The following is a 23,711-nucleotide window of genomic DNA, read 5'->3' as shown; positions in this document are numbered from 1 at the left end:
TGACGTGACGGGTATTGCCGATGACCCGATCCTGGAGCTGCAAAACCCGGATCCTACCGATGATCCGAACTCAGGAATTACCGATGATGATATCGATGACGCATTTCGGCCGACCGAAATTGTAGACGGTATCCCAAACGCAGATCGGGTTTATGGCTATGCGGGTCGGGACAATTCACCTTTCGAGTTGGATTCGCGGATTCGGGATATCTTTATTCAGACCGGTCCGATTTCGCCGGACGCTCTGTTCCGACCGGCTGATCCAATCGAGGGTCGCATGACAGAAATCACCTTTGTTGGTGGTCAATTCGATGGATCCGAAACACTTTACTATCTAATCACGGGCGTAGACCCGAGCGTATCTTTCCTAGGTGCAACACCAGTAGATACGACCGGCGAATCTTACATTGTAACTGCGGATCAACTGGCCACGTTGGAATTTGTTCCAACCAATGTCTCGGAAGTAACGTATTACGACATGACAATTCACGCGATTGTCGTTGAAGATGATCAACCCTTGGACGGCCTGATTGGCACCCCTGAAGAGGTCTTGGCATTGATTGACTCATTGCCGGGTGGATCTGTCGTACCAATGGACTTTACCGTCGTCGTTGTTCCTGCAACGGGGGGGGACCTGATCCATGTGAGCCGGAGCAAATACTACCTCTTCCAATTCTAGAACTTGTGGGCAGCGGCGACGAAGACACCGTTATCGAGCTAAAGGTCAAAATCACACCACAGCCACCATTCTATGATTCCATCGACGACTTGGTGAATCTGCCCAACGGCGTAACCGGGGATTTTGGTATCGGAATAGAGTTGCCGCCAGGGTCCTCTTTGGCGACAGATCCGCCGGGTGGTGCTTTATTCGATCCCGTGACAGGGTTTTGGGTGATTGACCTCTCCGTTTTGGGCGTCGATCCTGACGACCCAACACAAACCGAAGGCTCGCTGCTCTTCACACCTCCAGAGCATGAATCAAGCCCAACGAACTCATTCGATCCGAACGAAACCTTCGGACCGGACGATCCCTATGATGGGCTGGATACACTTAACTACTCTATGATCTTGAACAACTTTACCTGTGGTACAACTACTTCAGGCAACAGTACGTTCAGTCTGACCATCAACCCGGTTGTGGATCCGCCCGTAATCCGCTTGACCGGCGGACGCTCGTTCGATGAAGACACTCTCTTTGATCTGGGTCTTTCAATCACCAGCCCGGATGGCGGCGAACGTCCCGGAGACACTGTACAGATCGAATTGGAAACTTCGTCGGGGGCGCAATTGCTCGACGAAAACGGTGATCCGCTGACCGGTACGGAAATTGGCGGAGGGCTTACCCGGTACAACGTTGACTTTGACGACATCGCCAATCTCAGCCTGAAAGCGGCCGAGCATTACAGCGGCCCACTGAACATCCGGATCGTTGCGAGTAGCGAGGACATAAACGGGGATACTACATCCTCTACTTTGAACCAAACACTTCAGGTCATCCCGGTTGCGGATGATCCGTTCTTCAATTTTGACGACACAATCCTGGATCCAGACACCGGACAACCATTTGTAGATGAGAGTGGACCTGTCCCGATCATAACCGCAATCGAAGACATCTCGCTCAATTTCAGCCAATTCATCGAAGCAAACACACCTGATCAGGATGGTTCGGAAACGATCACGATCGTACTTGCCGGAGTGCCGGATTACCTTGATGTAACCGGACCTTCAAACAACGGATTTATCGACAATGGGGACGGTAGTTTCACGATCTCTGAATCGGCTTTCCCACTTGTGTCGGCAAAGTTGAACGGGCTGCACGCACGAACCCCGGATTCACTGGATTCAGACTTGCCCAGTGAGATTCCACTGACACTAACCGTGAATACCCTGGAACTCGACAATTCCGATCAGGCAACAGGAACACAGAACTTCATTCTGCGGGTGCGTCCGGATGCAGATACGCCCACGCTGACGGCAAGCATAGATCCCACCACCGGCGTCGAAGACTCGGGCGATCTATTTACATTGACGATAGCAGGCGAAACACCTGATCCCCACGAAACGATGAGCTTTGAGATCGAAGTACCTGCCGGTGGCAAAATCTTTGTCGACGGCGTCGAACAGCCGGTTGTGGGAGGCATTGTCACACTGAGCGCGACGCCTAGCCCGACGGTTAACCCCTCGGTTAATCTTGGATTTGCTCCCGATGGTGTGGTGACCTTCCTCGCACCGCCCGATTTTGGTGGCATGACCTCTTTGGGTGTTACCGCAATTACCACGGATGCCGACGGAATCTTTACCGACACCGAACGGACGCCAACTCAGACCCTCGATCTGGATATTGCTGTAGCCCCAGACCTTGTGTTCAGCGTTCTCGATCCAGACATCGAACTCGACGAAACGGATGCCGCAGTCACGCATGACCCCGCGGGTGATTTTGACATTCAGGTCAGCGACACCGATGGCTCAGAGTTTGTGGATAATGTGACCTACACCATCACTGGTGTACCCGACGGAATGGCATATCAGGTCGGCGCAGGGGCGATTGTCCCAGTAACCGGCGATCTGGTGTTCTCGGGCAGTCTGGCTGACTTCCAACAACTGACGCTGATATTCCCGCAGGACTATTCCACCAACGGAACACCTCTCGATGGATCAATTACCGTTACAACCAACGAAGGCGGAAATGAAAACGGGACTTTCACAGTTGACCTAGACGGCGAGCTTGACTTGACCGTTGACGTCGACGTTCAACCCCCCACAGCCCCGCAAACCGGCGCCCCCATTGTTGTCGATTTTGGCATCGATGCGATGGTTACAGATGTTCAGGCCAATCCGTCAGAGACATTAGAAGAAGTGATTGTCCAGTTCTCAGATCCCCTACCACCGGGAACGACGTCATCTTCGGGTACAATCAACGGTGATCGCCTGACGCTGACGCGCGGATCAACATCTCCGGCTGATTTCGCAACCCTTGTTGCTGCCTTGTCGATTACTTTGCCGGGCGACTTCGCTGGCACATTGACCGGCACCATAACAGTTTCGACCAATCATGGCAGCGGAGCGCCAGATGCATTCGTGGTTGCCATCAATGACCAACCCGATATCAGTGGCCCGGTCGACATCGTATCGACCGATCCGACATTTACGGTTTCGTTCACCGAACTTCTGGCGAACTCTGCAGATCCGGATCAGCCATTGACGGTAGAAAACATCACAGCCGACGACGCATTGGTCGGATTGAACGTCGTCGGCTCCAATGTGATCGTGACGGTGCCTGATGCTTATGTCGGGACGCCTACATTGACCTATGATGTGGTTGATAGCGGACCAGGGCCTGCGCGCAGCACAGCAACGGCCAACCTGGACATCGACACATTGCAGATGGAAGCAGACGGTACACACACAGGCCCGGACGGGCGCGTGCGTGATCTCATGGACGATGTCACCGGAGCCGCAGGTGGGTCTGACATCGCACGCGGAACTGATGGTGACGATGCCGTCATTCTGGATCTGGCGACCCCATATGCTGAGATCGAAGGATTCTCATTGCAGGGTGGCTCGGATTATGTCGATCTGAGCAGCTCGGCACGGGACTTTTCAATTGATCTCGGTGCTGGCGATGATTGGGGCGTAGGCGGCGACGGCAACGACGTCCTGACTGGCGGTTCTGGCTCAGATACTCTGGAAGGTGGCGGAGGGCAGGATGTCTTCACAATCACCGACTTGGGCTCTGCAGACGTCATTCTTGATTTCGACGAACCCATCGGGTTGATCTTGCCAACCGGCGTCGATCAAATTGATCTTACGGCCGTTGTTGCCCTCAACTTGGGTGAGACATTGGATGATCACGTTGGGTACAACAACATTTCCGGAGCACTAAGTGTTGATGGATCTTTGGCTGCGACAGTCGGCGTTGATGGAGGCGGGTTCGCAGACGAAGTTGAAGTCATCTTTACCAACGCCAGCGGCAACCAGGAGACGGCCGTTATCTAGCAAGTCATGGGATGACAAGACCCTGCCTCTCCGCAGTGGTCTTGTCACCGACTCGGCTCGGCTTGAGTAATCCGCTTCAGATTGTAGTCGTTGTCGCTTGCATGGAAATCAAGAATCGCTGAGTGCATCGTTTGATTGAGCAATTTCTATTCCAGAGTTTTGTGGCTAGATGCGTTATCCGGGCCCGAGGTGCGATAAGCGCTCAAGCACTTGAACGTAAGAACTTTTGCTCTGCGAGAACGATTTAATTTTTGTCAGCATTGTCAAAGGACGTCGCGAAAATTTGACCAATTTGCTGCGCGGCAGCATTTCTACTTGCGTGATCTATCTTTGTAGATAAAAAACTACCTCATGCGTCAGGCAGGAAATTTTTATCTATAAAAGGAGTACCGACGTGCTGGATACGACTTCGGTTCGCACAGATTGGACCCGTGAAGAGGCCGAGAAGATCTATAACCAACCGTTCATGGATCTGCTCTATCAGGCCCATACGGTACACCGAACCCACTTTGACCCAAATCAGGTCCAGCGTTCAAAACTCCTGTCGATAAAAACCGGCGGTTGCGCCGAGGATTGTGCCTATTGCAGTCAATCGGCTCGCAATGGCGCCAAGCTATCCGCCTCAAAACTGATCGAGGTCGAGCGCGTGATCGCCGAAGCCCGCAAAGCCAAGGAAGGCGGCGCGACCCGCTATTGCATGGGTGCCGCCTGGCGTTCACCCAAGGACCGCGACATGGCTGCACTTGAGGCGATGATCCAGGGCGTAAAAGACCTGGGAATGGAAACTTGCATGACTTTGGGCATGCTGGACGACAATCAGGTGTTCCGCCTACGTGACGCCGGTCTGGATTACTACAACCACAACATCGACACGTCCGAGCGCTATTATTCGGAGATCATCACTACTCGCACATTTGCTGACCGGATCGACACGCTGAACCGCGTGCGCGAGGCCGGCATGAAGGTCTGCGCCGGTGGCATCGTCGGCATGGGTGAACAACAAATGGACCGCATCGACATGTTGGTGTCGCTCGCCACATTGGAAGAGCACCCGGATTCCGTACCAGTTAACATGCTGATCCCGATTGCGGACACGCCGCTGGCGAACGTGGAAAAACTCGACCCGATTGAATTTGTCCGCACCTGCGCCCTGGCCCGGATCCTGATGCCGAAATCGCATGTGCGCCTGTCCGCAGGCCGCACCGACATGACCGAGGAAATGCAAGCGATGTGTTTCTTTGTTGGTGCCAATTCGATCTTTGTAGGCGACACGCTGCTGACCGCTGACAACCCCGAAGAAGACAAGGACGGTCAACTGTTTGCCAAGCTGGGTATCCAGGCCATGGCCGTTGGGTGTGACGCCTCGAAATGACGATGTTCGCCCGGCAAGACCGCGCCCTGACTGCGTTGCAGACAAGGGGCCGTTACCGCACGTTGATCGCGCGGGCCGGGCATGACTTTGCGTCAAACGACTATCTGGGGTTGGCCGGGTCCGATGTGTTGCAGGCGGCAGCCCGCGCGGCTCTGGATCGTGGGGTTCCGGTTGGCGCTAGCGGCTCGCGCTTATTGCGCGGCAATGCAGATGAGCATGTACTGCTGGAGCAGGATGCGGCGGAATTTTTTGGCACCCAAGCCGCCCTGTTCATGGGCGGCGGGTTTCAGGCCAACGCCGCGATCTTTTCGACCCTGCCGGGACATGAAGATCTGGTGCTCTATGACGAGCTGATCCACGCCAGCACCCATGACGGAATGCGGTTGGGTCGCGCCGAAACCCAGCCCTTTGCCCACAACGATATGACGGCTGCTGAACACGCCATTCGCGATTGGCGTGCTGCAGGAAACACCGGTCAGATCTGGATCGCGGTCGAGAGCCTTTACTCCATGGACGGCGATCTGGCCCCCCTGCCCGACTTGATGGCACTGGCGGATATAAACGACGCCGTGTTGGTGGTCGACGAGGCACATGCCACTGGGTTTTTTGGCGACAGAGGGCGTGGGCTGAGCCATGCCTTTGCCGATCGGGAAAACCTGTTGACACTGCACACCTGCGGCAAGGGGCTTGGCGTTTCAGGCGCCCTGATCTGCGGGGCAAAGACGCTGATTGATACGCTGATCAACAAGGCGCGCGGGTTCATCTTTGCCACCGCCCCCTCGCCGCTCAACGCGGCTTTGGTGCGTGCAGCCCTGACCGAGCTGCGCGACAATCCTGCCCGGCAAAACGCGGCACAACAATTGATGAAACACGCCCACGCGGAAGCCGAGCAACATCTAGGATTGAACGGGTTCCAAAGCCAAATCATGCCGATCGTCATCGGCGCAGACAAATCAACGATGGAGCTTGCACAAATGATGCAAGACCTCGGCTATGACATCCGCGGCATCCGCCCGCCCACAGTGCCGCGCGGCACCTCGCGCCTACGGATTTCCATCACACTCAACACCCCTGCCCCGGTGATCTCGGAGATGTTCCGCGATCTGGCCGAAGTGAAGGAGGTCACCGCCAAATGACCCAACCCGTTGTCGTTACCGGAACCGACACTGAAATCGGTAAGACCGTGTTTTCAGCCGGCCTCACACGCGCACTGAAAGCCACCTACTGGAAACCGGTGCAGTCGGGCATCGAGGCCGAGACCGACAGCCAGATCGTCGCCCGCCTATCCGGTCAGCCTGTTTTGCCTGAGGGGTATCTGCTGAACCTGCCCGCCTCACCCCATCTGTCGGCCGAGGCTGAAGGGGTCGAAATTGATCCCGCTGCCCTGCCCGTGCCCAAAGTCGATGGGCCACTGGTCATCGAGGGTGCCGGCGGGCTGCTCGTGCCATTGAACCGGCGCGTGCTCTATGCCGATCTGATCGCGGATTGGGGCGCCCCGGTGATCCTGTGCGCGCGTACCAAACTGGGCACGATCAACCATAGCCTGCTGTCTCTCGCCGCATTGCGCGAACGCAACTGTCCCATTCTGGGCGTAGCTTTCATCGGAGAACCGGAACCGCTGGTGGAGCAGACCATCATCGACTTTGGCAACTGCGCTCCTTTGGGTCGTTTGCCTGTGATGGATCAGGTTACGCCCGAAGCCTTGGACCAGGCATTCACCCACATCGACATGGACACCATCCGTCAAGGACTGACCGCATGACCCCGCTTGAGTTCGATCAGAAACACCTGTGGCACCCCTACACCAACGTTGAAAAACCAGGACCAACCTTTGTCGCGAAGGAGGCGGAAGGGGTTTGGATTACGCTCGACGACGGCACCCGCCTGATTGATGCGATGTCGTCGTGGTGGTGCATGTTGCACGGCCATCGCAACCCTGCGATCACGCGAGCGATCCATGACCAACTCGACCGGTTGCCCCATGTGATGTTCGGCGGCATGACCCATGATCCGGCGATTGAGCTGGGGCAAAAGCTGCTCGAAATCACACCGCCTTCGCTGCAGCGGATCTTTTATTGCGACAGCGGTTCGGTTTCAGTCGAAGTGGCGATGAAAATGGCAGTGCAGTATCAGCACGCCGTGGGTCATCCGGGCCGTAATCAGTTTGTCACCACCCGCTCGGGCTATCATGGCGACACATGGAAGGCGATGAGCGTCTGTGACCCGGTCACCGGCATGCACCATCTGTTTCAGGGCGCTCTCAGCATCCAGCATTTTGTCCCGCAACCCCCAATCGCGATTGATCAAGGCTGGCCAGAAGATCCAGCCGTGAACGGCATCGCCGAGTTGCGGTCCGTCGTGGAAGCACATCACACGCAAATCGCCGCCTTTATCCTGGAACCGGTCGTGCAAGGCACCGGTGGCATGTATTTCTACCATCCCGAATACCTTAATCAGGCGCGGGCACTGTGCGACGAGTTCGGCGTGCTGCTGATCTTCGATGAGATTGCCACCGGATTTGGACGCACTGGCCGCCTGTTTGCCACCGATTTTACCACGATTGAGCCGGACATCCTGTGCTTGGGCAAGGCACTGACCGGTGGTCACATCAGCTTTGCCACTACCATGACCAACAACCGCGTAGCGACTGGGATTGGAAACGGTGATCCGGGCGTGTTCATGCATGGCCCGACGTTTATGGCAAACCCACTGGCCTGTGTCGCAGCTAAAGCCAGCCTCGACTTGCTGGAGCAATCGGACTGGCACGCCAATGTCAGCCGGATCGAGGCTGGGTTGAAAGAACAGCTGGCCCCGGCTCGCGACCTGACAAACGTGGCAGACGTGCGCGTGCTGGGTGCGATTGGTGTGATCGAAATGGATCACCGCGTCAGCGCTGATCAGGCCCACGACTTGGCGCGTGACATGGGTGTGTTCCTGCGCCCATTTGGGCACAACATCTATTGCATGCCGCCTTTTATCACCTCGGACGACGAACTGACCTCGATTTGTGGCGGCATGTTGCGTTTGGCGCGAGAACTTTAATGCAGGTTGACTGGCTACAGCATTCCGGCACGGCGGATGAGGTGATTGTGGTCTTTGGCGGCTGGGCCTTGGGGGCTGCGCCATTTGCGCATCTGCAAGGGCCTCAAGACGTGCTGTTTGTTCAGGACTATCGTGACCTTTCAACCACGCTGCCCGACCTGAGCGGATATGCTCGGGTCACGTTGATCGCGTATTCCTTTGGTGTTGCCTCTTACGCGCATTGGCAGGCCAACAACCCTGATCTGTTTGACGCCAAGATTGCCGTGAATGGTACGTTGTCCCCGGTCAATCGGGCGACCGGCATCCCTCCGGTGACAATGACAAAAACCATCGAAACTCTGTCGCTTCAGGGCTATCAGCTTTTCCTTATGCGCTGTTTTGGCGCCAAACAGGAAAGCACGGAAATCGACGTTGATGCACGCAAAGCGGAACTGATCGCCATAGGCGAGCGAGGCGTCGCACCGACTTTGAAATTCGATCACATCTGGATATCGACCGCTGACAAAATCATACCCGCCGCCAACCAGTTGCGCGCCTGGCAGGGGCAAACTGATCGTGTGATCCAGATCGACAGCCCACATGTTCCCTTTGCGCGATGGTCCACATGGGATGAGGTGACACAGGCATGAAGACCATCGTCCTCGACCGTGATCAACGCCGTGTACGACAAAGCTTTCGTCGGGGTCTTGCAAGCTATCACGACAGTGCCGAAGCGCAGGCAAAGATCGCCAGCGATCTGGTGGACAGGCTGATGCCTCATGTTTCTGGGCACATAGCCCGTGCGTTCGAGTTTGGTTGCGGCACTGGCCACCTGACGCATACGTTGCGACAGCAGGTACCCATCGACTGGATGATGGCAAACGATCTGGTTCCAGAATGCGGCGCCGCTGTGCGGGGCACCGCCGATGCGTTTGTCGCCTAGCCCGATTGAAACGCTGTCCATTCCCACCGATCTGAACCTGATCTGCTCGGCCTCGACAGTGCAGTGGATTCCCGACCAGAACCAGCTGTTACAAAGACTCAGCGATCACCTGGCCCCTGGTGGTCTGTTGGCGCTCAGCGGTTTTGGAACGATGCAGTTTCGTGAGCTGCTGGCATTGGGCTCCTCCGCAGCCGCGCCCGGATACTGCAATGCCCAGGATTGGGCGGCCAAAGCGCTTACCACGATGGATATCCTCCACCTTGCGCAAAAACCAATTGTCATGTGGTTCGAAGGTGCCCTGCCCTTGCTCAAGCACTTGCGCAAGACCGGAGTCAACGGTCAGTCGCGCGAGCAATGGTCACGCGCAAAACTGACCGAATTTGAGCGTCTCTATGCCGAGAAATTTGGGCGGGATGGCAAGCTGCCCCTGACGTACGACCCCGTTTGGATGATCGCCCGGAAACGTTAGCCTAATCTTGACAGATGGCGGCGCAGCACTGCCACGGCTGTTTCAACATCGCGCCGGTTTATCGCCGTCATGATTGCCCGGTGATCACGGTCCTCGCGTTGCGACCAAGCGTTGGAATAGGTCGCCAACAGGTGACGCGCACTGAGCATCTGCAAGTCTAGTATCTCGGCCTTCAGGCGTGGCATCGTGCATCCGGCAATGATGGCCAGATGAAAACGACGGTTCTGCTCTTCCCATGTAAACAGATCATGGGCCTCGTCACAGGCCACACGGGCGGACTCGGCCTCTTGTCGTTGTTCCAGCGTCAGGTGAGCAACCGAGTGGCCCAGTGCGAGAGGCTCAAGCGCCAACCTCATCTCGCGAATTTCGCGCATGTCGGCAGGGTCAAATGGCGCGACTCTCACCCCGCGACGGGATTGACTGACGGCCAACCCCCTCGCCTCAAGCCGTAACAGAGCCTCACGGACAGGAACGTGACTTGTTTCGAAGGATCGAGCGATGTGATCCTGTCTGAGCTTGGTGTCCGCCTGCAACTCACCACGAACGATCTGATCAGTTAAAGACTGAACTATCTGATCCGAGATGGTCTGTTTCGTGCTTGATGTCATGTCGATACTGATAGGAACGGGCGAGCAAAGAGGCAAGCGGCTTTGCCCCGAGAGAACGCATTGTTCCAAATCACAAGGCGTTGGCGCGAGGGTCATTTCTCAAATCATAATCTGATCGCCCAAAAGCGGTATCGGTCTTGTCCTGTAACCTCTTGGATCAATTTCATTTCGGCAAACAAGTTGAGGTTTCTGCGCGCAGATGGGCGCGAACACCCGGTGTCCTGGGAAACCAGTTCCGCTGAAACGATCGGGAACTTCATCATCGTAAGTAGCAATTGGGTTGGTGTCCGACCAGACAAGTTCCTGGTGACTTCATCTGCTCTCGATTTCCAGGTAGCCAATCGATCCAACTCCATATTGGCATTCAGCGCACCTTGTCTGATTGCTTCAAAGAAGACGGTTAAACGCGCTTCGGCGCTACTTGAGCGTTGCTCAAGGCTGTGCCTGTCAAACCGATGGCTTTCCGATATCGGAAGGAAAGTCGCGACGTGATCGGTTCCGCCGCGACCCAAAATCATTGCTGCAATCGTCGGCTCAAGCAGTTCATCCCACGGGGTAATGTCGTGGGACCGCCATTGTGCAAATGCATAAGCCGCTTGTGTCAATGAATGAGCTTCTGACATCGCCTCTACGCTGCGCGCCCAACTTTGCCCTATAGCATCTAATTCGGTTCCGGTTGCACGACCTTCTCCAAGCACCTCAGACGGGTCTGAATGCTGATTACGTCCGAGAAAATGATGAAGTCCCTGTGTTGGTGCCGAACCCGAGACTTGGCGGGCAATTAGGCGCCGGACAGCCCAACTTGCACGTGACAAATCCTGTGCGGTGTCATCGCTTGTCAATCTCAACGACCTGTAAAGCGCGATCTGCTCAGGTCCAAGCCAGATCCCTTCACTGCGCAGAACTGCAGAAACCGAAGATAGTGCAAACCGTTCTTTCACTTGCTCGGGAAAATGTCGCAAGCGCTCGGCAAACCTTTCCACCACAACGGCGGCGTCCAGCAATTCGCGATACCTGTTTTTCTCTGCCGCCAACCAGACCGCCGGACTCAGGCTGGCTTCTTGCGCAGCCACAGGCCACGGCACATCCTCTGCACCGTTCCCATCAGGTGGTGCGGGAATGAACCATAATTCCTCTTCCTTGGTTTCATCCGGATCGTAGATTGACTTCAAAGTGTTGCACCCCCCGAAAAGTCAGATCACTCTTCTTAGGTAACAAAAACAAGCGGCCCCGCCAATTGGCGGGGCCGCAAACACATAAATGCGTAGGTTCACTTCAATCGGCGCACGGCACCTTTGGCGGCACTAGTTGTCAGCGCCGCATAGGCCTTGAGCGCGGTAGACACCGCGCGCTGACGCGGCTCGGCCGGACCCCAGGGCAATGGACCCATCTCCTTACGGCGCTGCTCCAAGACATCGTCAGTTACCGCCAGGTTTATCGTGCGGTTCGGAATATCAATCTCGATCAGATCTCCGGTTTCCACGAGGCCAATAGCGCCACCTTCAGCCGCTTCAGGGCTGGCGTGACCAATCGACAGGCCCGACGTGCCACCCGAGAAACGGCCATCGGTCAGCAAGGCGCATTTCTTACCCAGACCTTTGGATTTCAGATACGAGGTCGGGTAGAGCATTTCTTGCATCCCCGGCCCTCCCTGCGGGCCCTCGTAGCGAATGATCACCACCTCACCCGGCTGAACCTTGCGAGTCAGAATGCCCTCGACCGCCGCGTCCTGGCTTTCAAACACGCGCGCAGGCCCCGAGAACTTCAGGATGCTTTCATCGACACCGGCAGTTTTGACGATGCAGCCCTCAAGCGCGATGTTGCCAAACAAGACGGCCAGACCGCCGTCTTTCGAAAATGCCGCTTCGACCGAACGGATCACCCCGCCTTCACGGTCGGTATCCAGCTCCTTGAACCGGTTCGATTGGCTGAACGCTTGCGTGGTGCGAACGCCACCCGGTGCGGCTTTGAACAATTCTTCGGCTTGTGGGTTGTTGGCAACCTTGATGTCCCATTTGGCGATGGCCTCGCCCATGGACGCGGTGTGCACGGTTGGCACATCCGAGTTGATCAACCCACCGCGATGCAACTCACCCAGGATCGAAAAGATGCCGCTAGCCCGGTGCACGTCTTCCATGTGGACGTTGTGGATGTTGGGCGCGACCTTGCACAGGCACGGCACCTTGCGGCTAAGCCGATCGATGTCGTCCATTGTGAACTCGATTTCACCTTCTTGCGCGATGGCAAGCAGATGAAGAACGGTGTTGGTCGAGCCACCCATGGCGATGTCCAGGCTCATGGCGTTTTCAAAGGCAGCAAAGGACGCAACCTCACGGGGGAGCAGACCTGTCTCGTCACCCTCGTAGTGGCGCTTGGTAATGTCGACGATCTTGCGCCCGGCTTCCAGGAACAAGTTCTTACGATCCGAGTGTGTGGCCAGTGTCGAGCCATTGCCCGGCAGCGCCAAACCCAGAGCTTCGGCCAGACAGTTCATCGAGTTTGCGGTGAACATCCCCGAGCACGACCCACAGGTTGGGCACGCATTCTCTTCAATGTGCTTAACTTGTTCATCTGTGAACTTTTCATCCGCCGCCGCGACCATGGCATCAACAAGGTCCACCTTGTTCATGTCCAGATCAGCGATGTCGATCTTGCCAGCCTCCATCGGGCCGCCTGAGACAAAGATAACCGGAATGTTCAGGCGCATGGCGGCCATCAACATGCCGGGCGTGATCTTGTCACAGTTCGAAATGCAGACCATCGCATCCGCGCAATGGGCGTTGACCATGTATTCCACCGAGTCCGCAATCAGCTCGCGCGATGGCAGCGAATACAGCATCCCGTCGTGGCCCATGGCGATGCCATCATCGACGGCAATGGTGTTGAATTCTTTGGCGATGCCACCAGCGGATTCGATCTCGCGCGCGACCATCTGGCCGAGGTCTTTGAGATGGACGTGGCCGGGCACGAACTGTGTGAAAGAGTTCACGACAGCAATGATCGGTTTTCCAAAATCCCCTTCGCCGACGCCTGTTGCACGCCACAGGCTGCGAGCGCCTGCCATATTGCGGCCGTGGGTAGATCTACGAGAGCGGTATTGCGGCACAGTCTGAGCCCCTTATTAAGTATCGCGTTCGGAAAACTCTTAAAGATCGAAACGCCTTGTTCCAAGTCATAACCAAGCGAATTCGGGTCAGGACAGCTAGATTCCAATGGTTAACGGGTTCAACCCGTGTTCCCAGATGTTCCAAGGGGCAAGGATCTCGCTGCCGGAGGACCCAAGGTACCCGTTAGGGAGCTTACTTTTTGGTTACTGCGGATTGAGAAAATGCCTTCGTGTCCGGTTCGCGAAGGCCACTAATGTGAGCATCACGGGGACTTCGACCAAAACGCCGACAACCGTTGCCAAAGCAGCCCCTGAATGCAGACCGAACAAACTGATTGCAACGGCAACTGCCAGTTCGAAGAAGTTCGATGTTCCGATCATTGCACACGGCGCTGCGATACGGTGCGGAACTTTCATTGCCCATGCTGCTCCATAGGCCAAGGCAAAGATGCCGTAACTTTGAATGATAATGGGCACAGCAATCAGAACGATGACCAAAGGCTTGGCGATAATCGTTTCACCCTGCAACCCGAATAGGATCACGACAGTCGTGATCAAACCCACAACGGACCAAGGTTTTACACGGGCCGAGAACGCGTCAATCGAATCCTGCGATCCCAAATAACGGCGAGTAACAAGCCCGGCGATCAACGGCAGCACTACATAGAGTACCGTGGCTGTTACCAAGGTTTGCCATGGCACCGAAATCTCGGTAACGCCAAGCAAAAAAGCCACAATGGGGGCAAATGCAACAACCATGATTAAGTCATTCACAGAGACCTGAACCAATGTGTAGGTGGCGTCTCCTTTGGTCAGTTGAGACCAGACAAAGACCATTGCAGTGCAAGGCGCAGCACCCAGCAGGATCAAGCCGGCAGTGTACTGCGCCGCATCTTCGGGCTGAATCCACGGAGCAAAAACGTAGTCAAAGAATAGAACCGCCAGGAGTGCCATGGTGAACGGCTTGATAAGCCAATTGACCACCAGCGTGACGATCAACCCTTTTGGTTGGCGCGCCACACCCGCTACCGCACCGAAGTCAACGCTGACCATCATTGGGTAAACCATGGCCCAGATCAAGACAGCGACAACCAGATTGACACTTGCGATCTCGGCGGACGCAATCAGCCCCACCAGCTCCGGAGAGGCCAGCCCAATCAGAACGCCAGCGATCATTGCAAGCGCGACCCAAACAGTAAGATAGCGTTCAAAAATGCTCATGAGTAAGCCTCGGTTTCTTGATTGTTCAGTTTGCCAGAAATCAGTGCAGCCATTGCAACCATTGCAGCAGCGGTTCCCAGAACCAGCGGCAGCCCACCAACCTGATAGGTAAGCCCCGACAGAACGGTACCGACAAGACGCCCCGTCGCGTTGGCCATGTAATAAAAACCCACATCCATAGTGACTCGTTCCGATTTGGTGAAAGCCAAGATCAGATAGGAATGCAGCGAGGAGTTGATCGCAAAGATCGCGCCAAAGACCAAAAGGCCAAAAATCAGCGTAACTGTCAGCCATGTCTCAGGTTCTGGCGACACAAGCACGGCAATCGTTAGCGCGGCAAGAACACAAAACAGGGCTGCAGCCCAAGTTCGAGCAGCTCCGATCAAGTCACTTTCGCTGCGATCTGACGCGTGAAGGATTTTGGGCGCATTCGCCTGAACCACCCCATACAGGATCACCCAAACAGCCATAAAGGTGCCAATCATAAAGAACGCTGCTCGATTGCCCTCTTCGGTGCCGTCGGACAGAACCGCGTAGAAGTAGATCGGGACGCCGACCACAAACCACACATCGCGCGCGCCGAACAAGAAGACGCGGGCGGCTGACAACCAGTTCACATTCGCGGACTTGGAAAATACCTCGGAAAACTTTGCGCCTTTGCGTCCCTGGGGCAGACCAGGCGGCATGAACAGAGCAACGGCGACAAGGATTCCTGCCAATACGACCGCCATGATCAAAACGGCCCAAATGAACCCCAACGTCGCCAAAAGAACGGCTCCGAGGAGAAACCCAAGCCCTTTGACCGCGTTTTTGGATCCGGTCAGAACGGCAACCCAGCGGAATAGCCCTCCGCCTTCGGTAGGTGCCAGCAGTTTTACAGCTGACTTCGACGACATCTTTGCAAGGTCCTTGGCCACCCCACTGGCCCCCTGCACAATCATAACAAAAGCAACTGACGCACCAATCGCCCAGGTTGGATCAAGCTGGGTCAGCGCCAACAAGGCAACAACTTGCAAACCCAAACCTGCGTATAGCGTTGATGTCAGGCCGAACCGCGCGGCGATCCAACCCGCTGTCAGGTTTGTCACCATCCCTGCGATCTCGTAGAGAACAAAAAGATACGCCAACTGTACTGGCGAGAAGCCCAACGTATGGAAATGCAAGAGCACCAGCATTCGAAGGGCCCCATCGGTCAACATAAAAGCCCAATAAGCGGCAGTTACCGTGACGTAGGCCGATAGCCCTTCGGGCTTTGTGCTCACAGCGATTCCCCAACCTTCAGCGCAACGTCCACAAGACGGTGCGCATAACCCATCTCGTTGTCGTACCAGGCGTAGATCTTTACCTGCGTTCCGTTCACCACCATTGTCGAAGGGGCATCCACGATCGAAGACCGCTCGTCGTTGGTATAATCGGTCGACACAAGCGGGCGCGTTTCGTAACCCAGAATACCCTTAAGTTCGCCTTCGGCAGCAGCCTCGAACAGGGCATTAACCTCATCCACTGTCGTTTCACGTTCGACTTCGAAAACACAATCAGTCAAAGACGCGTTCAGTAGCGGAACCCGCACAGCATGACCGTTCAACCGGCCCTTCAGCTCCGGGTAGATTAGTGTAATGGCCGTGGCCGACCCGGTAGTTGTCGGGATCAACGAGTTCAGAGCCGAGCGGGCGCGACGCAAATCCTTGGCCGGGCGATCTACGATGGTCTGCGTATTCGTCACATCGTGGATGGTTGTCATAGACCCATGTCGAATGCCCAAGTTTTCATGGATTACCTTGACCACTGGCGCCAAGCAGTTGGTGGTGCAAGATGCTGCTGTCACGATCTTGTGCTGAACGGGATCATAAGTGTCATCGTTGACGCCGACCACTATGTTGGCTGTTGGCCCGTCCTTGACCGGTGCAGAGACAACAACCTTTTTACTCCGGCTTCAAAGTACGGGGCCAGTTTTGCCTCGGTTTTGAACGCTCCAGTGCAATCGATCACCACATCGACGCCGTCCAAAGGCAAGGCTTTCAGGTCCTTGGTACCGATGAATGGAAGACGCGTGCCGTTGATTGTTACACTATCATCATCATGTTCAAATTTGGCATCCCAGCGTCCATGTACCGTATCGAATTCCAGCAGGTGTGCCTGCATTTCTGGGTCACCGACGCCGTCGTTGATCCATGCAATCTTGGCACCCCTATCCAAGAGCGGTTTCAGGGCCAATTTGCCCATACGGCCAAGGCCATTTAATGCATATGTCGTCATTTTTGATCCTCAAATGGATGTCTGCCAATGTCATCGACAGCAGATTGCAACGCGATCCGGTCGAGGCTTTTAACTGGTAGGGCAGCAAAGGACTGGAGGCGGCGCTTGAGTGCACCATAGGCGTTTTGGAACGCCAGGCTTTTTTCTGCGTCCGTACCCTTGACCTTAACCGGATCGGTCAAACCCCAATGGCCACTGATTGGTTGACCTTCCCAAGCGGGGCATTCCTCGTTTGCGGCTTTGTTGCAAACGGTAAACACGAAATCCAGTTTCGGCGCATCCTCGCCTGAGAATTCGGAAACGTTCTTGGCCCGCAACACATCAGTGTCGTGCCCCTTGTCTTTAAGGACCTGCAACGCGATCGGGTTTAATTCCGAATAAGGTTCTGTTCCGGCTGAGAAAACGTTGAAGCGATCTCCTGCGATATCTCGTAGCAGCGTCTCTGCAAAAATCGAACGCGCGGAATTTCCCACACAGATAAACAGGACATTGAATTTCCGATCCATCGTTTTGCCATTTCCGTGCTGTGGAGGCATGCAGATATCAGGGCGGCCACGACAACAATCGTTGAGAAGATATCCCAGCATTTGCTGCACGTTGGATAGTTCAACCGAATACAACAAAGACGTTCCAGACCGCTCCTGCGTTACAAGTCCAGACCGCTGTAGAGCGTTCAGATAATTCGAGAGCGTGCTGGGTTTGATGTCGAGAGCCGTCGCCAAATCACCGGCTTAAGCACACGGTCGGGGATGCGCCGCATGAGCATTCTGAAGACCGAAAGCCGGTGTTCATGGCCGAGTGTGGCGAGTTGATTCGATATAGTGCTTTCCATAATTCATGGATTATCGAAATACAGGCGGACCGTCAATTGAAACCGATGTCTAATTAGGTCCTGATTGGCGATCGAAGCAGGCCGTACAGGTCAAATTCGCTCATCAAACCGAAGCCCGGCAGACGCGAAACTACTCTGGTATTTTAACCCCTCCCGGGCGGCATCCGCTTGTCGTCGTTGCGGTGGTCTCTGCGCGGCACATGCAAGAGGATGAAATCGGTACGTCGGCTTTGGTCAAAGCGATTGCTAATTGTTGCTCGAGCGCTGGCAACTCCCGTGTTTCACCACGCGACTTCAGGCATTCGACCAACCCGTGCAAAGCCCAAACATTGTTTGGGTGTTGTGCACATCGTTGAAGCTTTTCGTTCAGGCCAAGGTCGGTACGGTAGACATCTTCGGCTTCCTCAAAATGCCCCTGCTCGGCCAGAAGAGCCGCCAACGCATGGCGTGGCGGATGCATCCAGGCCCAAGGCTCAGTATATTCCAGATTATCGTCGCGACGCACGCTTTCACGCAATGCCGCAAAGGCTACATCAAAATTGCCCTTGTGGTACTCCAACTCTCCTTCAAGCATTTTTTCACCCACGGCCAAAGTCGAGCGCGCAGCATTGTTGAAAAATTTGCGATCTTTGGGCACGCGATCGGCAGCAATGAAAAATAGTTGCTGCTCTTTCTCAGCGGAGTCAAAGTTCTTCAACGCCGCGTGGGCTACGCCTTTGGCATAGTGATGCATGGCCGTCGAAACGCAATAAAGCAGCGGGTCGTCTGGCATTGGCTCTTCGATTATTTCCTGCCATCGGCCAAAACGCACAAGGACGTGCATTTTCATGGAATAGTACCCTTCCATAGTCACGGCCAATTGCGGACGGCCTTTTACGGAAAGGACTTCTTTGGTCAAAGTCTCACACATTTGATTGGCGGCATCCATTGCAGGCTCGAATTGCCCCAAATGCATGCAGGTATACATCATCAGATGCAGATCATGACATCGGGCCGTAGTGTAGAAATTGAACGGTCCGGCATAGTCTACATACATATTGTCCGCGCGAATTGCCTTTTCACTGACGGTCTTGGCCTTCTCATACTCTCCGCACAGAACATAAATATGCCCCGGCATGTGATTCATGTGACCCGCATCAGGGCAAAGCACACTAAGGACGTCGGCCGACCGCATGGCCCGTTCCGGTTCGTTGGACATTTCAGTGACATGAATGTGCAGGTGCAAAATGGCCGGATGTTGAGGTGTGCCTGCGGCGTCATGCATAGCGATAGATCGTTCCGTAATCTCTAGTGCCTCCAGCGTATCCGCGTTGGTGGCAGGAACACCCTCTTTTACATCCCAAAGTTTCCACGGGGTTCTGGTTATCAGCGCCTCGACCAAAAGGGCCATAACATCGTGATCGTCCTTGTACGCATAAAATACCCGACGCATTTCATTGGCATAATCATCGTCCCATCGATCAAACTCATCTCCGGACACAAAAGTTGGTTTCTGAAATCGCTTGGCCAGCGCCTGAACAAGGCGATTTTCAAGATCACTCGCTATGTGTGACAGTGCCTTGGCCTGCTGGATGTGATGATAGCAGTATTTGGTACTGTGCCCTGCCTCTTCCTTGCTGAACTGCCGCCAAACATTATTGTAGAAAGGACCCGCCGCATAGGCTGCGCCCCAATGCGCCATCACGCACTCTGGGTCATGCTGAAGCGCTCTTTCGAAACACTTCACCCCTTCTTCGTGATTGAACCCAAAACACCAGTTTAAGCCGATGTTGAACCAGCGTTGAGCTTCCGCCGAGACGGTTGAAATTTGTTTTTTATGGGTCCCCAGATCAAAATGATCCATCTAAAACTCACTTGGCCGCTTCCGCTACTGCTATGGCTCACGAATACTTTGGGCCCTGCTACACAAGTTGCCAAGGTTGTTGAGAGTCAATCATCAGGTCACGTCAGGCAACCTCGAGATCGTCGGACTTGATCGTGAAGCGCGCGGTTGCCGGATCCGACTTGTAGTGGGCTTCCAGCTCGTCCAGGCGGGTGGTCAGCTCATTCACGCAATCGATGATATAGCGGACTTTGTTGTCATCCATAAGATAGCTGAAATTCAGACGGACCCAACCCGGTTTCAGCATCTCCTTGCTTAGCTCGAAGGTCAGCAAACAACTGCTCGGATTCGACCTGATCAATACCCAGCAACCGGTGTGCATAAGAACCCGCACAGGCGCAGCCACCTCGGGTCTGGATACCATAAACATCGCTGAGCATGCGGGTGAACAGTTGATGATGAAAACGCGAACCGTCGGCACGAGTCACACGAAACGAAAAGATCGGCAATCGATGCGGATGGTCCGTGCCAAGCAGAGTCAGTTGGGGATTGCCGGACCAGCCCTCTAACGCCATCTTATTCATTTCCGCCTCGCGGGCCGAAATGAATGCCTGACCGATTTCATCTTTGACAATGAACGCAAGCGCAGCACGGATGTCACCCACGACATTGGGAGTACCGGCCTCTTCGCGTGCAGCAATATCTGAGGTGTAGCTATGATCCCACGGAGAGACAAAGGTCACTGTGCCACCGCCTGGCCAGGAAGGGGTGTCCCGGCAAACTGCATCATCGCGAACAATCAGAACGCCGCTGCCGCCTGGTCCGCCAGGAAATTTGTGCGGGGAAACAACAACCGCGTCTTTCTGGCAATCGACAGCCGGGTTCATATCAATCGGCAAATAGGGGCCACCACCCGCATAGTCCCAGACTGAACGCGCGTTGTGAGCCTTGAGCAAACGAGTGATGTCTTCTGATGGGGTGATAATACCCGTGACATTTGAAGCGGCCGAGAAGCTGCCGATCTTGACATCTGCATCTGCGTGCTCGTTCAGAGCCGCTTCCAGCACAGCCAAATCAGGCCCCCCTTTGGTCGCCTCAGGAATTTCCACAACCTCTGCATTGGATTCACGCCACGGCAACAGGTTGGAATGATGTTCATAGGGGCCGACAAAAACCACCGCTTTTCTTGCCTCGTTAACGCCAAACAGAGACACCAAACGGTTCAGGCTGACGGTGGCTCCAGAGCCAGTAAAAACGACACTGCATCCGGCGGCGTTGGTCAGGCGCGAAATCTCTGCACGTGCATCCGCCCGCAAACGCGTCATGAATGACCCGCAAAACGAAGCCTCTGTGTGACTGTTTGCATAAAACGGCAGGACAGAGTCGCGAATGTAATCTTCGACCTGGGTCAGTGCGCGACCAGAGGCTACATAGTCCGCATAAACCAGAGAGACATCACCGAAGAGGCCGGGGATGGAAACACCATCGCCAATTACACCTTCGCGCAGGCCTCGTACCAAGTCATCAGATTTTAGAGTGGTGCGAAAAGCATCGAGAGACATGTAGAAAACTCCTTTGTGGTTAATTTATTTGCGTTGAGGCAAAAATGTGACCCAAAGTTTCTACGCTCTTAGCTTCATACGATGAAGTTCACCTCAAAAAGTAGAATTTCTTGGGTCATTACCACAGCCCTTGATGGTTTCGATCGCTTCACCAGTCGAGTTCGGCGAGAGAAGGTCGCCCTCAAAGGGAATAGGTGCATTTCCATGGGACGTTTCAGGTTAGACGCACCGGCAGGGCGATCAGGACGACTGAACGTTGATTTCAACTTGGGTGTTCAACGAGTTGGAAACTGTACAAATCGTCTTAGCCTGTTTCAGGATGTTCTGCGCAAGGACCTCATCGTCAACCAATTTGCCGATGATGGTGATTTCGGCTTTGTCCACCCGTCCCGGAAGTTCCGGTGACTTGGTTCCCACGATCTTAACCTGAAATGGATTAAGCTGTGCCTTGTGCTGACCTGCGACCCATTCCACCGAACGCACAATACACGAGCCTAAGGAGGCAATCATTGTATCAACCGGTGATCCCGCAGGCGGGTGGGGGCTGATATCAGACGGGTCACCATAAGCGTAAAGCAAGTCAGCCTCACCATTGAATGACACGAAAACCGGTCCAAAACTCTTGGGCTTCACTTTCAACACCATGAATGCGGGCTCCTTGTTCAGAACAGAAGGTTGGGCAGAAAAAGGGCCAGAACCGGGAACATGGTCAGGACCAAGATCGCAAAAAGGTGGATCAGCCAGTAAGGGATTGTGGCAACCGCAACGCGCCCCAGGCTTACTTCGTTGTTGGTAAGGGCCGTGAGGACCGATAAATTCAATCCAACAGGCGGCGTCACCTGGCCAATTTCAATTACTATGGTGATGATCACACCAATCCAGATTGGATCGAACCCCAAACCAGTTAAAAGCGGGAAAACCACCGGTAAGGTCATGATCATCAAGGAAAGGCCGTCAAAGAAGCAACCCAGCACAAGATAGATCAACACCACGATCAACAATACGCTGTAGGTGCCCATGCCACTATCCGCGACAACGGAAAGGATCTGTTGCGGAATACCCAGAATGCTGGTCGATTTTGCCAGGATTGTCGCTCCCAGCACCAGAAAACCAACGGATGCAAACAATAGAACTGACTGGTACACCGCCTCGACAAGCTTTTTCCAGGTCAGGTCACCCCAGATTGACGAGATGATCACTGCCAGAACAACACCAACACCTGCAGCCTCGGTCGGTGTGGCAAGGCCCCCGACAATACTACCTATTACTGCAATGATCAGTGCCAGAAGCGGCCAAATCTGCTTGAAGCCAGCAAGAGCTTGCCACAGCGTAACCGGGGTGTCATCGCGCGGGGCGATAGAAGGATTGCGGCTGCTCTTGACCAGCAAATAGGCCATAAACATCGCGCCGACCAGAATGCCGGGAACTATTCCAGCAGCAAACAACCGGCCAATCGAGGTTTCTGTCAGCGCTCCATAGATCAAAAACGACAAGCTGGGCGGGATCAAAAGACCCAGTGTGCCGCCTCCGGCCAAACTGCCTACAACGGTGTCCTTGTCGTATCCACGTTTCGTCATTTCAGGATATGCAACAGACCCCACAGCCGCCGCAGTCGACAGGCTGGACCCGCTGACCGCCCCAAAAAGCGTACAAACCGCGATGTTTGTGTGTAGCAAACCCCCTGGAATTTTTCGGAATAGAGGTGAAAAGGCCGAGTATGCTTTTTCGCTGATACCGCTCCGCAAGAGAACTTCCCCAAGCAAGATAAACATCGGAACGGCGCTTAGAGTGAACGAGTTGAATACGCTCCAGATCGCATCGACAGCCAGCGACGTTGCCCCGTTGGAGAAGAAATGCAGGATCAAAAGGCCAGTGAGCCCCAACGCAGCACCAAGAGCCACACCTGTGCCCGCGGTCGCGATGATGCCGCCAATAAGAGTAAGCCAAAATGACATCAAGACGCCTCGCCGGTAAAGCTGCGATCGGCTTCGAGTTCGGCATCGTCCGCGCGGTCGATAATACCAATCAGCCGCGCAACAAATATGCAAAGGGTAAGCGAAAGCGAGATTGGCATGACAGCCATCCATGGATACAGCAGTATCCTGGATGTTTCGGTCTTGAGATTGCGTTTGAATGCAAACTCAAACCAGGGGATTGTTTCTACAATCAGCCATAAGAAAAAGGCCGTTCCAACGAGCAGCGCCGCGATTTGCATGACCACGTGCAGTCGACCTTTCACGAAGTCGGCCAGCAAAGATACACGGACATGTTTGGCCCGAAGCGTCACCATCGGCAGTCCCAAAAACAACGATACGCTAAGCAGGAGGCCGACAACTTCTTCCGTGATATGTAAGGGGGTATTTGCAAACTTACGCATAAGGACGCTCGTGAGAATGATACCGACAATAGCGACCATGCACAGAGCAGAGGCCCCCGCACAGGCAAGGGCCAGGCGATCCAGCCCTTGCGCGAAGTAGTGCTTAACAGTCCGTGACATCTTTTG

18 protein-coding genes and 3 pseudogenes are annotated in these 23,711 nt (G+C 54.8%); 9 read left to right on the top strand and 12 right to left on the bottom strand.

Going from position 1 to position 23,711, the window contains the following annotated elements; translation table 11 throughout:
* Positions 1-4 precede the first annotated feature (4 nt).
* The 9 genes from ACZ1HE_RS22405 to ACZ1HE_RS22365 all read left to right on the top strand — a co-directional run bounded on the left by ACZ1HE_RS22405 (position 5) and on the right by ACZ1HE_RS22365 (position 9,801).
* Positions 5-679, top strand: coding sequence for a hypothetical protein (locus tag ACZ1HE_RS22405; protein ID WP_472624779.1), 675 nt, complete (start codon positions 5-7; stop codon positions 677-679).
* Positions 680-684: 5 nt separating this feature from the next.
* A complete protein-coding gene (locus ACZ1HE_RS22400) occupies positions 685-3,996 on the top strand; it encodes a cadherin-like domain-containing protein (protein WP_472624777.1) in 3,312 nt (1,103 codons plus the stop codon).
* 397 nt (positions 3,997-4,393) lie between these two features.
* The gene (gene bioB, locus ACZ1HE_RS22395) at positions 4,394-5,368 is read left to right on the top strand and encodes a biotin synthase BioB (RefSeq protein WP_472625068.1); all 975 of its coding nucleotides are present in this window, start codon (positions 4,394-4,396) and stop codon (positions 5,366-5,368) included.
* The gene (locus tag ACZ1HE_RS22390; RefSeq protein WP_472624775.1) at positions 5,365-6,504 is read left to right on the top strand and encodes an 8-amino-7-oxononanoate synthase; all 1,140 of its coding nucleotides are present in this window, start codon (positions 5,365-5,367) and stop codon (positions 6,502-6,504) included. The genes bioB and ACZ1HE_RS22390 overlap by 4 nt, the downstream gene beginning before the upstream one ends.
* Positions 6,501-7,130, top strand: a complete 630-nt coding sequence (gene bioD, locus ACZ1HE_RS22385; RefSeq protein ID WP_472624773.1) for a dethiobiotin synthase — start codon at positions 6,501-6,503, stop codon at positions 7,128-7,130. Before ACZ1HE_RS22390 ends, bioD begins: the two co-directional genes overlap by 4 nt.
* Positions 7,127-8,410: an adenosylmethionine--8-amino-7-oxononanoate transaminase gene (bioA, locus tag ACZ1HE_RS22380; protein ID WP_472624771.1), complete on the top strand. Its 1,284-nt coding sequence runs from the start codon at positions 7,127-7,129 to the stop codon at positions 8,408-8,410. The genes bioD and bioA overlap by 4 nt, the downstream gene beginning before the upstream one ends.
* Entirely contained in the window at positions 8,410-9,039 is a 630-nt protein-coding gene (locus tag ACZ1HE_RS22375) for a pimeloyl-ACP methyl esterase BioG family protein (RefSeq protein WP_472624769.1), read from the top strand. The genes bioA and ACZ1HE_RS22375 overlap by 1 nt, the downstream gene beginning before the upstream one ends.
* Complete coding sequence (locus ACZ1HE_RS22370; RefSeq protein WP_472624767.1) at positions 9,036-9,332, top strand: hypothetical protein; 297 nt, start codon at positions 9,036-9,038, stop codon at positions 9,330-9,332. Before ACZ1HE_RS22375 ends, ACZ1HE_RS22370 begins: the two co-directional genes overlap by 4 nt.
* Entirely contained in the window at positions 9,316-9,801 is a 486-nt protein-coding gene (locus ACZ1HE_RS22365) for a methyltransferase domain-containing protein (RefSeq protein ID WP_472624765.1), read from the top strand. Before ACZ1HE_RS22370 ends, ACZ1HE_RS22365 begins: the two co-directional genes overlap by 17 nt.
* On the opposite strand, the gene ACZ1HE_RS22360 is transcribed toward ACZ1HE_RS22365, so the two are convergent.
* The 12 genes and pseudogenes from ACZ1HE_RS22360 to ACZ1HE_RS22305 all read right to left on the bottom strand — a co-directional run bounded on the left by ACZ1HE_RS22360 (position 9,798) and on the right by ACZ1HE_RS22305 (position 23,705).
* On the bottom strand, positions 9,798-10,409 hold the full coding sequence (locus ACZ1HE_RS22360; protein WP_472624763.1) for a GntR family transcriptional regulator: 612 nt from the start codon (positions 10,407-10,409) through the stop codon (positions 9,798-9,800). The two genes, ACZ1HE_RS22365 and ACZ1HE_RS22360, sit on opposite strands and share 4 nt — an antisense overlap.
* Before the next feature lie 104 nt (positions 10,410-10,513).
* Entirely contained in the window at positions 10,514-11,581 is a 1,068-nt protein-coding gene (locus tag ACZ1HE_RS22355) for a hypothetical protein (protein WP_472624761.1), read from the bottom strand.
* A gap of 98 nt (positions 11,582-11,679) precedes the next feature.
* Complete coding sequence (ilvD, locus tag ACZ1HE_RS22350; RefSeq protein WP_472624759.1) at positions 11,680-13,515, bottom strand: dihydroxy-acid dehydratase; 1,836 nt, start codon at positions 13,513-13,515, stop codon at positions 11,680-11,682.
* 204 nt (positions 13,516-13,719) lie between these two features.
* A complete protein-coding gene (gene arsB, locus ACZ1HE_RS22345; RefSeq protein ID WP_472624757.1) occupies positions 13,720-14,736 on the bottom strand; it encodes an ACR3 family arsenite efflux transporter in 1,017 nt (338 codons plus the stop codon).
* A complete protein-coding gene (gene arsJ / locus ACZ1HE_RS22340) occupies positions 14,733-15,998 on the bottom strand; it encodes an organoarsenical effux MFS transporter ArsJ (RefSeq protein ID WP_472624755.1) in 1,266 nt (421 codons plus the stop codon). The genes arsB and arsJ overlap by 4 nt, the downstream gene beginning before the upstream one ends.
* Positions 15,995-16,992, bottom strand: a pseudogene (locus ACZ1HE_RS22335) (ArsJ-associated glyceraldehyde-3-phosphate dehydrogenase). Before ACZ1HE_RS22335 ends, arsJ begins: the two are co-directional and overlap by 4 nt.
* Positions 16,989-17,824: pseudogene (locus ACZ1HE_RS22330) on the bottom strand (arsenate reductase/protein-tyrosine-phosphatase family protein). Before ACZ1HE_RS22330 ends, ACZ1HE_RS22335 begins: the two co-directional pseudogenes overlap by 4 nt.
* A gap of 130 nt (positions 17,825-17,954) precedes the next feature.
* Complete coding sequence (locus ACZ1HE_RS22325) at positions 17,955-19,667, bottom strand: tetratricopeptide repeat protein (RefSeq protein ID WP_472624753.1); 1,713 nt, start codon at positions 19,665-19,667, stop codon at positions 17,955-17,957.
* 103 nt (positions 19,668-19,770) lie between these two features.
* Positions 19,771-21,208, bottom strand: a pseudogene (locus ACZ1HE_RS22320) (aminotransferase class V-fold PLP-dependent enzyme).
* Between the two features lie 240 nt (positions 21,209-21,448).
* A complete protein-coding gene (locus tag ACZ1HE_RS22315) occupies positions 21,449-21,853 on the bottom strand; it encodes an OsmC family protein (RefSeq protein WP_472624751.1) in 405 nt (134 codons plus the stop codon).
* A 17-nt stretch (positions 21,854-21,870) separates the two neighbouring features.
* The gene (locus ACZ1HE_RS22310; RefSeq protein ID WP_472624749.1) at positions 21,871-23,163 is read right to left on the bottom strand and encodes a TRAP transporter large permease; all 1,293 of its coding nucleotides are present in this window, start codon (positions 23,161-23,163) and stop codon (positions 21,871-21,873) included.
* On the bottom strand, positions 23,163-23,705 hold the full coding sequence (locus tag ACZ1HE_RS22305) for a TRAP transporter small permease (RefSeq protein ID WP_472624747.1): 543 nt from the start codon (positions 23,703-23,705) through the stop codon (positions 23,163-23,165). Before ACZ1HE_RS22305 ends, ACZ1HE_RS22310 begins: the two co-directional genes overlap by 1 nt.
* Positions 23,706-23,711: the final 6 nt, after the last annotated feature.

The sequence above is a fragment of the Falsiruegeria sp. JB4-1 genome (assembly GCF_055693495.1).
The sequence above is the reverse complement of the archived record's forward strand: the minus strand, read 5'-3'. Positions and strand labels throughout refer to the sequence as shown.

Coding starts and splice junctions, on each gene's coding strand:
- ACZ1HE_RS22390 (WP_472624775.1), top strand. CDS start 5,365: ATGACGATGTTCGCCCGGCAAGACCGCGCCCTGACTGCGTTGCAGACA.
- bioD (WP_472624773.1), top strand. CDS start 6,501: ATGACCCAACCCGTTGTCGTTACCGGAACCGACACTGAAATCGGTAAG.
- bioA (WP_472624771.1), top strand. CDS start 7,127: ATGACCCCGCTTGAGTTCGATCAGAAACACCTGTGGCACCCCTACACC.
- ACZ1HE_RS22375 (WP_472624769.1), top strand. CDS start 8,410: ATGCAGGTTGACTGGCTACAGCATTCCGGCACGGCGGATGAGGTGATT.
- ACZ1HE_RS22370 (WP_472624767.1), top strand. CDS start 9,036: ATGAAGACCATCGTCCTCGACCGTGATCAACGCCGTGTACGACAAAGC.
- ACZ1HE_RS22365 (WP_472624765.1), top strand. CDS start 9,316: ATGCGTTTGTCGCCTAGCCCGATTGAAACGCTGTCCATTCCCACCGAT.
- ACZ1HE_RS22360 (WP_472624763.1), bottom strand. CDS start 10,409: ATGACATCAAGCACGAAACAGACCATCTCGGATCAGATAGTTCAGTCT.
- arsB (WP_472624757.1), bottom strand. CDS start 14,736: ATGAGCATTTTTGAACGCTATCTTACTGTTTGGGTCGCGCTTGCAATG.
- ACZ1HE_RS22325 (WP_472624753.1), bottom strand. CDS start 19,667: ATGGATCATTTTGATCTGGGGACCCATAAAAAACAAATTTCAACCGTC.
- ACZ1HE_RS22315 (WP_472624751.1), bottom strand. CDS start 21,853: ATGGTGTTGAAAGTGAAGCCCAAGAGTTTTGGACCGGTTTTCGTGTCA.
- ACZ1HE_RS22310 (WP_472624749.1), bottom strand. CDS start 23,163: ATGTCATTTTGGCTTACTCTTATTGGCGGCATCATCGCGACCGCGGGC.
- ACZ1HE_RS22305 (WP_472624747.1), bottom strand. CDS start 23,705: ATGTCACGGACTGTTAAGCACTACTTCGCGCAAGGGCTGGATCGCCTG.